The sequence below is a fragment of the Paludisphaera mucosa genome, assembly GCF_029589435.1.
GTDB classification, from domain to species: domain Bacteria; phylum Planctomycetota; class Planctomycetia; order Isosphaerales; family Isosphaeraceae; genus Paludisphaera; species Paludisphaera mucosa.
The window spans coordinates 2,206,727-2,220,264 of the sequence record NZ_JARRAG010000002.1; the positions used below are offsets into that span (position 1 = coordinate 2,206,727).

The window sequence follows — 13,538 nt, forward strand, 5'->3', positions numbered from 1 at the left end:
CCGATTCCCGGGATGGAGCGGCGAGAGGTCGCGCCTTGATGACAGCCTAAAATTGATCCTCCCAAGTCCTCTGATGCTAATCGCTTCCGCGATTCCGTTGGCGATCGGGGTTCGTCCCTTGCTAAATTGTGAAGGTATGTCATTTATAGGACAGACCATTGATGTCGAATTGGTGATGATATGGTAGGGATGGTGTAGTCGTGCCTGCAAGGTCCCTGCAAATCAACAGCCTGGTGTTCGGCCGCCTCTCGAGGTCGTCTACCCAGGTCTGAAGTCGTGCTCGATGGACAAATCTGCTCGGTGATCCCATGAAGCGATCGCCCGTTGGAAATTACGTCGCCGCCGCAGCGGTCGTCGCCGCCGTCGTCTCGATCATCGGCCCGGTCGAGCGGTTGGTCGGGCCGGGACAGCCTCTCATCTTCTTCGTGCCGGCCGTGACGATCGCGGCCTGGATCGGCGGCCTGGGGCCGGGGCTCCTTGGCGCGGCGCTGAGCGCCCTGATCTGCTTCTATTTCTACTTTCCGCCGTACCGATCCGTCCGGGTCGATAGCCCGAGCGACCAGTTCCAGCTCGTCCTCTTCTGCCTGCAGGGGGTCGCGGTCAGCCTGTTCATGGAGAGCCTGCACGCCGCCCGGCGACGGGTGGAGGAGGTCTCGCGACGGGCCGAGGCCCGTCGCGACCGGCTGCGTAAGAGCGAGGAAGAGTTCCGGACCCTGGCCGACGCCGTCCCGCAACTGGTCTGGACCGCGGATCCGGACGGAAACACTTTCTGGTACAACAAGAAATGGTATGAGTACACCGGGAAGACGTTCGAGGACATGCGGGGCGGGGGCTGGCGATCGGTACACGACCAGGCGACGTTGCCGCTGGTGATGGAACGGTGGTCGAAGTCGCTCGCGTCCGGCGAGCCGTTCGACATGGTGCTCCCCCTAAGGGGGGCGGACGGGGTGTTCCGGCCTTTCCTCACCCGCGTCAACGCGGTCAAGGACGCCGAGGGCCGCGTCGTTCGATGGTTCGGGACCAACACCGACGTCACCGAGAGCCGACGCGCCGAGGAGCTCAACGCCCGCCTGGCGGCCATCGTCGAGTCGTCCGAGGACGCCATCGTCGGCAAGAATCTCGACGGCGTCGTCACCTCCTGGAACGCGTCGGCCGAGAGGCTCTTCGGCTACGCGGCCGGGGAGATCGTCGGCCGGGAGGTCCTGCTGATCATCCCGCCCGACCGCCTGGACGAGGAGTCGGAGATCCTCGGGCGGCTGCGTCGCGGCGTCGCGGTGGACCACTTCGAGACGGTCCGCCGCCGCAAGGACGGGAGCCTGATCGAGGTCTCCCTGACCATCTCGCCGATCCGCGACGCTGTGGGGCGGGTCGTCGGGGCCTCGAAGATCGCCCGCGACATATCGGAGCGCCGCAGGGCCGAAAAGCAGCAGATCGAGAAGCTCGAGCTTCAGTCTCGATTCGCCGGCGTCGCCGCCTGCGTACCGGGGGTCGTCTACTCCTTCCGGATGCGGCCGGACGGCAGTTCCTGCATGCCGTTCGCGACGGCGGCCGTCGAGGACCTCTACGGGATCCCCGCGAGCGTGCTGGCCGAGGATTTCAGCCCCGTCTATGCGAACGTCCATCCCGACGACGCCCGGGTCTTGCGCGAAGACGTCGACGAGTCCTTCCGGCGGTCCACGCCCTGGTACTCAAGGTTCCGCTACCGCCACCCCGTGAAGGGCGAGCGCTGGATCGAAGGTCGCGCCGCCTTGCAGGCGGAGCCGGATGGGAGCGTCCTCTGGCACGGGTTCCTCATGGACGTCACCGACCTGGTGGCGACGGAGTCGGCGAAGCGGGATTTCGAGAGGCTGGCCCTATCGGTCCTGGAATCGCTCCCGAACAACATCGCGGTCGTGGACGAGGCGGGTCGCATCCTCGTCGTCAACCGGGCGTGGCGTCGGTTCGCGGAGGAGAACGGGGCCGTCGGGCGGGTCGACGAGGGGGCCGACTATTTCGAGGTCTGCAACGCGGCCACTGGGGAGGTTCGTCCCTCGGCGAGGGCCGTCGCCGCGGGCATCCGGGACGTGCTCGCCGCGCGTCGGGGCGCGTTCGAGTTCGAGTATCCCTGCCACTCGCCGTCGCGGCGGCGTTGGTTCCTCGGGCGGGTCTCCCCCTTCGTCGGGGGGGGGCCGCGGCGCGTCGTCGTCTCGCACGAGGACGTCACCGCGATGAAGGTCGCCGAGGAGCGGCTCCGCTACCGCGAGCGGATGCTGGCCCAGTCGCAGGCGATGGCCCACGTCGGCAGCTGGGAGCTGGACCTCGACGATCGCGAAGACCTCGCCCGCAACGCGCTGCGGTGGTCCGACGAGTGCTGCCGCATTTTCGGATATGAACCGGGCCAGGTCCGGGTCGACAACGACCTGTTCCTGAAGTCCGTCCATCCCGACGACCGCGATCCGATCGCGGCCGCGATGAGGGCCATGATCGCGACGGGCGACCCGTACGAGATCGAGCATCGGATCACGCTGCCGGACGGATCGGAGCGGATCGTCCACGAATGGGCCGAGATCCTGGCCGACCCCGACGGTCTCTCGTCCCGGGTGGTGGGCACCTGCCAGGACGTGACCGAGCAGCGGCAGGTGGAAGCGACCTTGAAAGGTTGGGCGGAACGGCTGGAGACGCTGTCGCGACAGGTCCTCCGGGCCCAGGAGGACGAACGTCGCCGCATCGCCCGCGAACTGCACGACGAGATCGGCCAGGCCCTGACCGCCCTGAAGATTAACCTCCAGGAGGCGAGGGAGGGCCGCGCCGACGGGCCCGCACGGCTTGACGACAGCATCGCCATCGTGGGCGAGGCCCTCCAGCAGGTCCGCAGCATGGCGCTCGACTTGCGACCTTCCATCCTCGACGACCTCGGGCTGGTCGCGGCGCTCGAGTGGTACGTCGAGCGGAAGGTCCAGCGCACCGGCCTGAAGGGCCGATTCGTCGCCGAGCCGGAAGACGTCCGCGCAGATCCCGAGATCGAGACCGTCTGCTTCCGCGTCGCCCAGGAGGCGTTGACCAACGTGGCGAGGCACGCGCACGCCTCCCGTTTCAGCGTCGAGCTGCGCGGGGGGGCCGCGGGCTTGCGGCTCGTCGTCCGCGACGACGGGATCGGGTTCGACCCGGCGGCCGCCCTCCGGGCCGCGTCGCGCGGGGCCAGCCTCGGACTCTCGGGGATGCAGGAGCGGGTCGAGCTGGTCGGCGGCCAGATCGAGTTCACCTCGGCGGCTTCGACAGGCACCGAGATCCAGGTTGATTTGCCGGCCGCCCCGCTCGCGTCGCACAGGGTCGACCGGGTCGGATGAGGGAGGAGGACGGGATGGAAAGGGATCCGATCCGCGTCTTGATCGTCGACGATCACGCCCTCATCCGCGCCGGCCTCCGCGGGCTGCTGGCCGCGCTGCCGGAAGTCCAGGTGATCGGCGAGGCGGTCGACGGCCGCCAGGCGCTGGAGCTGGTCGAATCGCTGCGGCCCGACGTCATGATGACCGACATCTCCATGCCCGGGATCGACGGCCTGGAGCTGACGGCGGCCGTGGCTCGCGGTCCCGCCCCCACCAAGGTCCTCATCCTTTCGATGCACACCGAGCGGGCCTACGCCGATAAGGCGATGAGGGCCGGCGCGGCGGGCTATCTGGTCAAGGACTCGGGCACCGCCGAGATCGAGCTGGCGATCCGCGCGGTCGCCCGCGGCGAATCCTATCTCAGCCCGGCGGTCACCAAACACGTCGTGGCCGGATACGCCCGCATGGCGGAGGCCGAGGCGAACGACCCCGGCCCCCTGACGCCGCGGCAGCGCGACGTCCTGAAGCTGATCGCCGCGGGGCTCACCACCAAGGCGATCGCCCACCGGCTGGACATCAGCGTCAAGACGGCGGACACGCATCGCGTCCAGCTGATGGAGCGGCTGGGTATCCATGAAATCGCGGGGCTCGTCCGTTACGCCATCCGCACCGGACTGGTCGATCACGAGGCCTGAGCGGCCGCCGTGGGGTGATTGCCGAGTCTTCCCTAGGGTGAACTCCCGATGGTCGAGGACCCGTCCTCGACGCACAATCGTGATAGAGGTTGGGAACTCGGACGCGGCGACCGATGTCGCTGGCCGCGACCGGGAAGGCGAGTCGGCGGGAGGTCGGCGATGCGGGGAACGGGAACATGGGGCGGCGACGACGCTCGTCCCAGGTCGGAGAGGCGATGGGTCGGCGACGCGGCCGGCCCCGGTTCGGGATATACGACCGCGACGAGGCGGCCGATCCCGCTCCACCTCCCGACGCTCCCGCAACCGCCCCGTCCACCTCCCGCTTTTCCCCTGTTCGGAGCCCTCGCTGACGGGCCGATGGGCCGGAAAGGTCGGGATCGCGTGTCCCGGACCTGGCGTGCGGTCGTCGTCGACGACCATCCGAAACTCCTGGAGATCGTCAAGCGGCTGCTGGCCACCATCCCGGGCGTCGAGGTCGTCGGGGAGGCCGTCTCGGGCCGGGAGGCCGTCGAGGCGGTGGACCGACTGCGACCCGACCTCGTTCTGATGGATATGACCATGCCGGACATGGACGGCCTGGAGGCGACGCGGAGGATCGTGGCCCGTCCGAACGCCCCGGCGGTCGTGATCATGACCGTCCACGACATGCCCCGATACCGCGACGCCGCGCTGGCCGCGGGCGCTCGCGTTTTCCTCAGCAAATCGCTACTCGCCGATCAACTTCGACGGGTGATCGCAGACCTCTCGCCCGGGCCCGGCGCCGGCGAGGAGTGGAGTTGATGCTCGAAGCGGTCCGCCGGCGCCGGCCCTTAGTTTAGATGTCCATCGCGTTTACCGGTTTCATCGTACCTCGTCCGTAGATCGACGGCCGCCGGGCCCATCTCGCAGGGAGAGCCTTCATGTCCAAGAATATCACGATCGACGATTGCGGGCTTCGCCGTATGACCCTCGACGACCAGCCGCTCCTGATCCAGCTCATGTTCCAACTGCTCGAGAAGCTCGCCGGCCAGGGCGATGGATTGGAGTCCGTCGAGCGGTTCGACCGGTCGATTACGCGGTGGCACGACGCCGACTACGACTACATCGACATCGATCTGCCCGAGGACGCCGAACTCGAGGCCGACATCAACGTCCACGACGGCAAGGCTTTCATCCGCTTGATGAAGTGAGGTCAGGTCCGGCTTTCGACCCCGAGCCGCCTTCGGATCTCGGCCTACCCGCCTCCGATCACTCCTGCGGCCCTTCGAACGCCTGAACGACCGGGCGGACCCGCGCCTTCCCCCTCTCCAGTTCGAGGGCGCGCCGGATCCGCCCGGCGTCCCGGGAGCCGCCGCAAAGGACGGCGCGGCCCTCGCCGCCCGCCGCGGCAGCCCCAGGCGCCCGCAGCCCCTCCACATCGTCGACCGCCTGCGCGGGCCTGCGCCGGCGAACGGCCCTGCGTCCGCCACGCGCCTTGCCTGCGGCACCCTCCAACGGGACGCCGTCAGGCTTCCGAAAGCCCGATCCGCCCGGAAACCCGGCCCGGGCGCCGGGCCAGGGTGAGTCGGTTCGTTAATTTGTGGTAGGCTGTCGACTTTTTGGAGTCGACGCCGATGGACGACCGACGCCCGCTGCGCCTGCACGACTTCCTGGCCGAGGTCCCCGACCCGCGCGAGCGGTCGGGGCGGCGGCATCCCCTGGCCGCGATCCTCGCCCACGCGTGCTGCGCGATCCTCTGCGGCTGCCGCGGCTACGCGGCGATCGCGCAGTGGGGCCGCGACCAGCCCATCGGGCTGATGCACCGCCTGGGCTATCTGCGTCGGCCCCCCTCCTACGGCGCCGTCCGCGAGGTCTTCCTCCGGCTCGACGCCGACGCCTTCGAGGCGGCCGTCGCCCGCTGGGTCGACCACGTCCTGCCCGACGTCGACCCCGACGGCCTGCGGGCCGTGGCGATCGACGGCAAGGCCTCGCGAGGGAGCCGTCGGGGCGCCGCCCCGGCGGTCCACCTGCTGGCGGCCCTCGACCAGGCCACCGGCTGCGTCCTCGCCCAGGCCCGCGTCCCGGCCGAGACCAACGAGCACAAGACGGCCCTGCGACTGCTGAAGGGGCTGGCCCTGGAGGGCCGCGTCGTCACCGGCGACGCCGCCTTCTGCCAACGCGACCTCAGCCGCCGGGTCGTCGAGGCCGGGGGCCACTTCCTCTGGAAGGTCGACGCCAACCAGCCGACCCTCCTGGCGGACGTCGCGGCGGCCTGCGAGCCGCCGGTTTCCCCCCTACGCCCGGCGGCGGGCCGCCGCCGAGCGCGATGAGGCGACCACGGTCGACAAGCACGGCGACCGGGTCGAACGCCGACGGCTGACCGTCACGACGATGCTGGGAGGCTACCTCGACTGGCCCCACGCCGCCCAGGTCGGCCGCCTGGAGCGGACGATCACGGCCGCGGGCCGGACGACGGTCGAGGTGCAATGCATCGTCACCAGCGTCCCACGATCCCGGGCCGACGCCGCGACGCTCCTGGCCTGGACGCGGGGCCATTGGGCGATCGAGAACGGGCTGCACTACGTCCGCGACGTCACGCTGGGCGAGGACGCCAACCGGACCCGCACCGGCTCCGGCCCCCAGGCCCTGGCCGTCCTGCGGAACCTCGCCGTGAGTTGGCTCCGCCTCCAGGGCGTCACCAACGTCGCCGCGGCCCTCCGTCGCAACGCCGCCAGGGTCCACGAGTTGGTCGTGAACCTACGCAGCTTGAAGAACTAGCTCACCCTGGGCGCCGGGCGCCGCCGCTTGGCACGAACTCGGGCGATCCCGTATCTTCGGGGAGGCCGAGCGATCCCGCCGTCCCGAGCCGTCTGATGAAGGGTGGCGGCGGGACCGGACGCGATCGGCGACCAGGAGGCGACCCCCTTGAAGTGGCATGCGACGACGATCCTCTCGGTCCGCAAGGGGGGCAAGGTCGCGATCGGCGGCGACGGCCAGGTGACGCTCGGCACCCAGGTCATGAAGGCCGACGCGGTGAAGATCCGCAAGCTGCTCGACGGCCAGGTGATCGTCGGCTTCGCCGGCTCCGCGGCCGACGGCTTCGCCCTGCTGGACCGGTTCGAGGCCAAGCTCAAGGACCACCCCAACAACGTCCCCCGCGCCGCCATCGAGCTGGCCAAGCTCTGGCGGACCGACCGCATGCTCCGGCGGCTGGAGGCCGTGCTGCTGGTGGTCGACGCCCGGCACAGCCTGCTGCTGACCGGCTCGGGCGACGTGATCCAGCCCACCGACGGCATCCTCGCCACCGGCTCCGGCGGCGGCTACGCGCTGGCCGCGGCGCGGGCCCTGATCGCCCACTCGACCCTCTCGGCGGGCGAGATCGTCCGCGAGTCGCTCCTGATCGCCGGCGGGATCGACATCTATACGAACACGAACCTGACGGTGGAGGAACTCCCGTGCCCGAGCCCGAGCTGACCCCCCGACGGATCGTCGCCGAGCTGGACCGCGACATCGTCGGCCAGGCCGACGCCAAGCGCGCGGTGGCGATCGCCCTGCGCAACCGCTGGCGGCGGCGGCAGCTCACCGACGAGCTGAGGGCCCAGGTGACGCCCAAGAACATCCTGCTCATCGGCCCGACGGGCGTGGGCAAGACCGAGATCGCCCGCCGCCTCGCCATCCTCGTCGGCGCCCCGTTCGTGAAGACCGAGGCCTCGAAGTACACCGAGGTCGGCTACTACGGCCGCGACGTCGAGAGCATCATCCGCGATTTGGTCGAGGCCGCGATCCTGCTGGTCCGCAACACCGAGCGCAAGCGGGTGCAGGAGCAGGCCGAGGCCCGCGTCGAGGACCGCCTGCTCGACCTGCTGCTGCCGGCCGCCGGGGGGGCCTCGCCGTCGCCCTCGCCCTCGCCGTGGGACCCGACCCCGCCCCCGGGCGCGGTCGACGAGGCCGCCGAGCGCCGGGCCCGCTCGCGCGAGAAGCTACGCGCCCGCCTCGCCGCCGGCGAGCTGGAGGACCGCGAGGTCGAGGTGACGATCCCCGGCCGCTCGGCCCCCCCGGTCTCGATCATGGGGGCCGGCAACCTCGAACAGATGGAGCTGGACGTCCAGGGCATGTTCGAGAAGTTCATGCCCAAGTCGACCCAGACCCGCCGCACGACCGTCCGCGAGGCCCGGCCGATCCTGCACCAGCATGAGGTCGACGCCCTGCTCGACCCCGAGAAGATCAACAAGGCGGCCCTCGAGCTGGCCCAGGAGTCGGGCATTGTCTTCATCGACGAGATCGACAAGGTCGCCGGCGACGAGGGGGGCGGGCGTGGGCCCGACGTCTCGCGCCAGGGCGTCCAGCGCGACCTGCTGCCGATCGTCGAGGGGACGACGGTTACGACCAAGCACGGCCCGGTCAAGACCGACCACGTCCTGTTCATCGCCGCCGGGGCCTTCCACCGCAGCAAGCCCTCGGACCTGATGCCCGAGCTGCAGGGCCGGTTCCCGATCCGCGTCGAGATGCACGACCTCGCCCGCGACGACTTCGCCCGGATCCTCCGCGAGCCCCGGGCCTCCCTGCTCCGCCAGTACGAGGCGCTGCTCGCCACCGAGGGGGTGACCGTCGAGTTCACCGACGACGCGATCGAGGCCATGGCCGACCTCGCCTTCCAGGTCAACCGCACGACCCAGAACATCGGCGCCCGCCGCCTCCACACGATCCTGGAACGCGTCCTCGAAGACCTCAGCTTCGAGGCCCCCGACCGCGCCGGCGAGCGCACCGTCGTCGACGCCCAGCTCGTCCGGGCCCGCCTCGAAGACGTCGCCAAGGACGAGGACCTGAGCCGCTACATCCTCTGACGGGAGCCGCCTCTCGGTCGGCCGCCGCTCGCCTAACGGCTTTGAATCGGCTTCGTTTGCGATCGAAGCCAACTCTTTGATCGGTTTAAGTCTTGGAATCACAGTCGGTTGAAGCGATTTTCGTCGGCTTTCGTCGTCGATGTCGCCTCATGATTTTCGTCCCTCTCGCCGCGATTCCGACTGTCTTTTTCAAAGTCGTCAAGAGCCCGCCTCGCTGGATGCAAATCCCCGTTAACCATGGGACACAAAGGCGCATTGCGGAATGATGGCCCGCCGAAATCCGCGGCCGTCGCTCAGCGGCCGACCTTCCGATAAGAGTAGACCGCCGCCCCCGGCTTCTCGGCGATGGTGACTTTGAACCCTTCGTCGCGGAGCGATCGTCCGCTGCGGACCGTGCGATCGGCCGCGTCGCGATTCACGACCTCGTACTCGGCGTCCGGTTCGAGCCCCCGAAGTTTGTAGATGCTCGCGTCGACCTCGCAGGCCTTGCGACGGAAGGCCTGGACGAGGCCGTCGCCCTGCTCGGGCCGGTCGAACTGCCAGGCCATCCAGGCGTCCTCGGCGACCGAGTAGGCGCCGAGCGGATGGAAGTCGCCCTCGTAATAGGGCTTCAGGGCCCGATACTCGGCGACCGTCGCCCTGATGGCGTCCCAGGCAACCGGTTCCTGGGAGTCGTAATCGGCGGCGAGCGTGAAATGGTTGCCGAGCCCGCTGCGACGGCTGTAGACGTCCACACTCGCCGCGCCGATGCCGGTGATCGGGATCCAGCGCGCCAGGCCGAAGGTGTGGGCCTGCTGCCCGACCGGATCCCAGAGGTAGTCGCTGCGGGTCAGCACGAGCGCCCGCCGCAGCATCTCGACGTCGATCCGCCGGCCGCCGCTGGCGCAGTCGTCGATCATCAGGCCGGGGTGCCGCCCGCGCAGGGCGTCGAACAGCCGGTAGAGGCCCGTGACGTAGCGGGCCTCGCGCAAACCGACGCGGTCGGCGGGCTCGGCGGCGTTCCAGTAGAAACCGGGATACATGTTGAAGTCGTTGCGGAAGCACTCGATTCCGGTCGCGGCGATCATCTTCGAGTAGTGCTCGATCGACCAGGCCAGGGCCTCGGGGTTCCCCAGGTCGAGCAGGTGGAAGCCGTCGTTCCGCTGATACTGGAGGTCGGCGGGCATCCCCTCGGGCGGGGCGATCAGCCACTCGGGATGATTTTTGTGCAGCCAGGTTCCGGGCATCACCCGCTCGGGCTCGTTCCAGAGCAGGAACCGCATCCCCGCCGCGTGGGCGGCGTCGGCCACCGGCTTCAGGCCCGAGGGGAACCGCGCGGGGTCGGGATCGACGTTGCCGACGTAACGCGCCCAGTTGTCGCCGCAGGTGTACCAGCCGGCGTCGATCCACCAGTAGTCGAACCCCACGCCGTGGCGAGCCACGTTGGCGATCTGCCGCAGCATGTTCGCCTCGGTCGTCTTCTCGAAGCCGATCGTCGCGTGCGGCGACGCCGCGATCGGCGGGTCGACGGGTTGGCCGGCCACCGTCGGCGTGAAGTGTTTCCTGAGGAACCGACGATGCAGGTTGCCGCCGCGCTCCGGGTCTTTTTTATCCCAGAAATGGACGACGATCGACGGCGTCCGGATCGACTCGCCCGGCCGAAGCTTCGCATGGAACGTCCGCTGGCCGATGCGGGCCACGGCCTGCCCCCGGAAGAAGACCCGGAACTCGGCCGACCAGTCCCCCGACCAGCCGACGTCGATCGACGCCCCGGCGGCCCGCCCCACCAGCTTGAAGAACGGCAGCACACCGTCGGACGACCTGCCTCCGAATGATGATCCGGACCAGATTTCATCGCTCGCGAGCACCGTGCGCAAGGGCTCGAAATCGTCGATCCGCGCCTTGCTGCCGCGTGAATGGAAGAGCACCCCCGGCATGCCCTGGCCGCACGCGACCACCATGGCGTCGAGCGGCAGGACGGCCGAGAGGATCGGGGTGTCGTCCGTCCCCGCATTGGTGAACTTCACCACCCAGTCGACGGCCGGGAAATCGCGGTAGACCGTGGCCGTGCATTCGACTCGGAGGTCCGTGCGGGGGTCGGTGAATCGCATCGCCCGTTCGGTCCGGGCCGCGTCGATCGGTTGCTCGGCGTAATCCTTGCGCCAGGTCGGCAACAGTTCGGACGAACGTTCGTCGCCATACGTGAAGGAGAAAGGAGGTCGAGGCTCGGCTCTCGCGGTGAAGCGGGAGTCGATCCAGGTCCGTGCCGTCGCGAACTCCTCGGCCGTCGGCTCCTCTGCGGTCGCGGGCGTCGGGGCGAGGGACGCCCCCAGGAAGATCACGGCGGCGAGACGGCGACGCAAGGATTTCACGCAGGGCCTCCGGTCGGGTTCAGGATTTCTTCGCCGTCTTCCTCGGGGGGCCGAGCGTCCTCGGCTCGTGGGACAGCTTGCGCTGGTCGAGGTTTTCGAGGTCCTCCGCCGTGGGCTCCTGGGCGTCGCGGAGGGCGTAGGCGGCCTCCTGGGCGGCGTCCCATTGGCCGGCTTTGGCCTTGGCGACGACGTCCTTGAGGGCGGCGTACTCGGCGTCGGGGCAATGGCCCTCGGCGCGGCGCTTCTCGATCAGCGCGACGTTCTCTTCGAGCCATTTCGGCTCGCGGGTCGAGACGGCGGTGGCGAGCGAGACGATCAGCTCGCGATTCTCGCCCGAGAGCTGGGTCCCCCGGCTGCAGCCCGGGGCGGAGGCGGACAGGACGGCGACGAGCAAGATCGCCGAGCGGCGGAGGGGCCGGCGCGGCGGCGCGCCCCGCCCGTTCGAAGGGTCGTGCATGGCGAACGCTCCGGGGATCAGTACTGGTCGGAACTGATGATCTCGCCGCCGGCGCAGGTCGCCAGGGCCGGCCAGACGAGCTGACTGATGTTGGCGCTGGCGAATCGGACGCTGCCGTCGCCCATCATGACGTTGCAGCCGCCCGGGTGCTCGGCGTACATGCCGCAGATCTTGGCGAGCCGCGAGTTGGGCGGATGGACCAGCGGCGGTGTCTCCCATGGGTTCGGGCCGCTGTGAACGAGCACCTGGGTCGCGGCGACGTCGCACGCGGCAAAGGCGAACTTGCGGGTGGGGCAGCCGACCGCGCCGGGGACCACGCCGACCCAGGTCTTGTCGCTGAGCGCCGCGGAGTGCTCGCCGACGAAGACGGTGTTCGAGAGGCCGTCGGTCACGCCGGCGATCCGGACCTTGGCGTTGCGGTAGATCGGCCCGTCCGACAGCGAAGTCCAGTCGTCGGTCGCGAAGGCCCAGGCCTCCTGGCGTCCCGAATTCCCCCCGTAGTGGGACCGGCTGAACGTCGTCAGCACCGTCCCCGCCTGGTTCTTCACGTCATACACCCGCGACGCGTCGCTGACCGAAGGGCACAAATAAGTCGCCACCGACACCCGGGCGCCCGTCGTGTTCGAAGCGTCCCAGCAAGGCAGGTTGACGTTCAACGCGGCGTAGAGCGTCGACTGCTCCATGTACGGCAGGAGCATCGAGCCCCAGGCCCAGCCCGGCCCGGTGTCGCGCGTCAGCGCGTCGGGGGCGCCCATGAATGTGTTCCCCCCGATCAGGGTCAGGTAGCCGGCGGGGAACTGCCCCTGGGCGTCGTGGTAGTTGTGCATCGCCAGGCCCATCTGCTTCAGGTTGTTGGTGCACTGGGCGCGGCGGGCGGCCTCGCGGGCCGACTGCACGGCCGGCAACAGCAGCGCGATCAGGACGGCGATGATGGCGATCACCACCAGCAGCTCGATGAGCGTGAAGCCGGCCGCGGGCCGGCGACGAGGGATGCGCATCGCGAAGGGACTCCGAGCGGGGATGACGGGGATGAAGGATCTTCGAACGAGGGGATGTTGAAGGGGCGACGCCCCGCGACTGGGGTCTTTGCACCCCGATGCCGACCGTGCCGCGACGATGGCGCGGCACGCGGACGTCGAGGGGCGGTGCGCGGTCGTTTCGCGCGAGGACGGAGTCGACGCGCTCGGGCTCGCATGCGAGCGGCGCGGGAGCCTGGCGCGGCGCGTCGGACTCAGGCGGTGCGGGCGTCGGGATGGGATGCGGGCGGGGCGCGCGAGGGGGAGTCGCTGCGGGCCTCGAGCGGCGGCGGCGTGACGCGCAGCGGCAGCAGCACGCGACCCGTTGAATGGGCGGAAAAGGCGACGACCGAATCGGGGTTGTGCGGGGTGAGCGACAGCAGATGGCACGCCGCGCAGTCGTGCGACGCGTGCCCCGGCGCATGGGCCGGGCCGCCGCTTCGATCGTCGCCGCCGGGGTTCGCCGAACCCGACAGTCCGTGCTCGACCCCGAGGATCGCGTGCAGCGACGGGCCGGCCGTCAGCACGGCCGCGTGGCTCGCCACGAACGAGATCAGGAGTATCGTGCGGAGGCGGAGGCGCATGGGGATTCCGGAGGTCGGGAAGTCGCCCGAAATGAGGTCGGCGGACGGATCAGGTTTCGAATCCGAATCTCAGCCTCGATCGAAGGCGAGGAAATCGGACGAAACCGCTTCACCGTGCCCACCCTTCTTTATAACAGGGCGGCAACCCCGGAAAAAGCGGCCCTCTCCGGAAAACCCGAAACATCGGCCTCGCCGCGCCATTCGCGCCGACGAGGCCGGATAGGCTGCGGACGCGCCGAAAAATAACCGGCCACCCTGTATGACAGGGCATCTCCGGATTATACATTGATGGCCAAACATTGTCTTCACGTCCGTTTCGATCTCAGGA

At 69.5% G+C, this 13,538-nt stretch carries 11 protein-coding genes and 1 pseudogene; 8 read left to right on the forward strand and 4 right to left on the reverse strand.

Annotation, left to right across the window (positions count from 1 at the left end; translation table 11 throughout):
* Window positions 1-308 precede the first annotated feature (308 nt).
* The 8 genes and pseudogenes from PZE19_RS18170 to hslU all read left to right on the forward strand — a co-directional run bounded on the left by PZE19_RS18170 (window position 309) and on the right by hslU (window position 8,802).
* Window positions 309-3,326 (forward strand): PAS domain S-box protein, encoded by a 3,018-nt coding sequence (locus PZE19_RS18170; protein ID WP_277862049.1) that lies wholly within the window; start codon window positions 309-311, stop codon window positions 3,324-3,326.
* Between the two features lie 14 nt (window positions 3,327-3,340).
* Window positions 3,341-4,000 (forward strand): response regulator, encoded by a 660-nt coding sequence (locus tag PZE19_RS18175; protein ID WP_277862050.1) that lies wholly within the window; start codon window positions 3,341-3,343, stop codon window positions 3,998-4,000.
* Window positions 4,001-4,381: 381 nt separating this feature from the next.
* Complete coding sequence (locus PZE19_RS18180) at window positions 4,382-4,780, forward strand: response regulator (protein ID WP_277862051.1); 399 nt, start codon at window positions 4,382-4,384, stop codon at window positions 4,778-4,780.
* A gap of 119 nt (window positions 4,781-4,899) precedes the next feature.
* On the forward strand, window positions 4,900-5,169 hold the full coding sequence (locus tag PZE19_RS18185; protein ID WP_277862052.1) for a hypothetical protein: 270 nt from the start codon (window positions 4,900-4,902) through the stop codon (window positions 5,167-5,169).
* Between the two features lie 423 nt (window positions 5,170-5,592).
* On the forward strand, window positions 5,593-6,288 hold the full coding sequence (locus PZE19_RS18190; RefSeq protein ID WP_277862053.1) for an ISAs1 family transposase: 696 nt from the start codon (window positions 5,593-5,595) through the stop codon (window positions 6,286-6,288).
* Window positions 6,289-6,322: 34 nt separating this feature from the next.
* Window positions 6,323-6,736, forward strand: a pseudogene (locus tag PZE19_RS18195) (transposase); the annotation flags it as partial.
* A gap of 147 nt (window positions 6,737-6,883) precedes the next feature.
* On the forward strand, window positions 6,884-7,432 hold the full coding sequence (hslV, locus tag PZE19_RS18200) for an ATP-dependent protease subunit HslV (protein ID WP_277862054.1): 549 nt from the start codon (window positions 6,884-6,886) through the stop codon (window positions 7,430-7,432).
* Window positions 7,414-8,802 (forward strand): ATP-dependent protease ATPase subunit HslU, encoded by a 1,389-nt coding sequence (gene hslU / locus PZE19_RS18205; protein WP_277862055.1) that lies wholly within the window; start codon window positions 7,414-7,416, stop codon window positions 8,800-8,802. The genes hslV and hslU overlap by 19 nt, the downstream gene beginning before the upstream one ends.
* 293 nt (window positions 8,803-9,095) lie before the next feature.
* Here the strand turns inward: hslU and PZE19_RS18210 are convergent, their stop codons facing one another.
* The 4 genes from PZE19_RS18210 to PZE19_RS18225 form a co-directional block, all read right to left on the reverse strand.
* On the reverse strand, window positions 9,096-11,153 hold the full coding sequence (locus tag PZE19_RS18210; RefSeq protein ID WP_277862056.1) for an alpha-galactosidase: 2,058 nt from the start codon (window positions 11,151-11,153) through the stop codon (window positions 9,096-9,098).
* A gap of 19 nt (window positions 11,154-11,172) precedes the next feature.
* Complete coding sequence (locus tag PZE19_RS18215; protein ID WP_277862057.1) at window positions 11,173-11,610, reverse strand: hypothetical protein; 438 nt, start codon at window positions 11,608-11,610, stop codon at window positions 11,173-11,175.
* A 17-nt stretch (window positions 11,611-11,627) separates the two neighbouring features.
* The gene (locus PZE19_RS18220) at window positions 11,628-12,608 is read right to left on the reverse strand and encodes a DUF1559 family PulG-like putative transporter (RefSeq protein ID WP_277862058.1); all 981 of its coding nucleotides are present in this window, start codon (window positions 12,606-12,608) and stop codon (window positions 11,628-11,630) included.
* Window positions 12,609-12,841: 233 nt separating this feature from the next.
* A complete protein-coding gene (locus tag PZE19_RS18225) occupies window positions 12,842-13,210 on the reverse strand; it encodes a DUF2946 family protein (protein ID WP_277862059.1) in 369 nt (122 codons plus the stop codon).
* Window positions 13,211-13,538 lie beyond the last annotated feature (328 nt).

Bases quoted from the DNA above. Each gene is read 5' to 3' on its own strand.
- PZE19_RS18170 (WP_277862049.1), top strand. From the start codon at position 309: ATGAAGCGATCGCCCGTTGGAAATTACGTCGCCGCCGCAGCGGTCGTC.
- PZE19_RS18175 (WP_277862050.1), top strand. From the start codon at position 3,341: ATGGAAAGGGATCCGATCCGCGTCTTGATCGTCGACGATCACGCCCTC.
- PZE19_RS18185 (WP_277862052.1), top strand. From the start codon at position 4,900: ATGTCCAAGAATATCACGATCGACGATTGCGGGCTTCGCCGTATGACC.
- PZE19_RS18190 (WP_277862053.1), top strand. From the start codon at position 5,593: ATGGACGACCGACGCCCGCTGCGCCTGCACGACTTCCTGGCCGAGGTC.
- PZE19_RS18215 (WP_277862057.1), bottom strand. From the start codon at position 11,610: ATGCACGACCCTTCGAACGGGCGGGGCGCGCCGCCGCGCCGGCCCCTC.
- PZE19_RS18220 (WP_277862058.1), bottom strand. From the start codon at position 12,608: ATGCGCATCCCTCGTCGCCGGCCCGCGGCCGGCTTCACGCTCATCGAG.
- PZE19_RS18225 (WP_277862059.1), bottom strand. From the start codon at position 13,210: ATGCGCCTCCGCCTCCGCACGATACTCCTGATCTCGTTCGTGGCGAGC.